We start from the raw sequence: 1,012 nt of genomic DNA on the forward strand, positions 1-1,012 counted from the left end.
GGCGGACCGGACCCGGCGGGTCGTTCTCGGCGGACGTGCCCGGCTCCCTCCGGCCGCTCGGCGGGCGCCGGCGATGGCCGCGCGGTTTCGCCGACCGGCTCACCACGCCGCTGCCCGGCGTGCGCGAGTACGTCCGGATGGTCTGGGAGGACGGCGTCCGGCCGCCGTCGGAGACCATGGAACAGGTGTCGGCGCTGCCCTTCGAGCCGGGCCCGCTGCCGGAGACGGAGGCCCACACGGTGGCGGCTTCCTGGGCGGGTCACGCGAGTTGGGTACTCCGGGTGGGCGGTCTGACGGTGCTGACCGATCCGGTCTGGTCCCGGAGGATCCTGGGCACCCCGGCCCGGGTGACCCCGGTCGGGTTCGCCTGGGACGACCTGCCGCGGGTGGACGCCGTCGTCATCTCGCACAACCACTACGACCATCTCGACGCCCCGACCCTGCGCCGGCTGCCGCGCGACACCCCGTTGTTCGTGCCCGCCGGGCTGGGCGCCTGGTGCCGCCGGCGCCGCTTCTCCCGCGTCACCGAACTCGACTGGTGGGAGTCCGCCGAACTGCCCGCCCCCGCGGGCCCGGTCCGCTTCAGCTTCGTCCCCGCGCACCACTGGTCCCGGCGGTCCCTGGCGGACACCTGCCGCTCCCTCTGGGGCGGCTGGGTGCTCGCCGATCCGGCCGGGCGGCAGGTGTACTTCGCCGGCGACACCGGATACGGCCACTGGTTCGGTGAGATCGGCCGCCACCATCCCGGCATCGACCTGGCACTGCTGCCCATCGGCGCCTACGCCCCGCGCCGGCTGCTGCGGCCGGTGCACACCGACCCGGAGGAGGCCGTGCAGGCCTGCCTCGACCTGGGTGCCCGGCGCATGGCGCCGATGCACTGGGCTACCTTCCTGCTGGCGGCCGAACCGCCGCTGGAGCCGCTGCACCGGGTGCGGGCCGCCTGGACCGCCGCCGGCCTGCCCCGCGAGGACCTGTGGGACCTGCCCGTCGGCGGCTCCCGGACCCTCGACGG

Annotated in this window: 1 protein-coding gene; it reads left to right on the forward strand. The window is 76.0% G+C overall.

Annotated features, from left to right (window positions below; all coding sequences use genetic code 11):
* Positions 1 to 35: 35 nt before the first annotated feature.
* Positions 36 to 1,012: MBL fold metallo-hydrolase (locus ACYVE9_RS28235; RefSeq protein ID WP_461030726.1), on the forward strand; the 977-nt coding region annotated here is incomplete at its 3' end.

It is taken from the genome of Streptomyces sparsus (assembly GCF_054776295.1).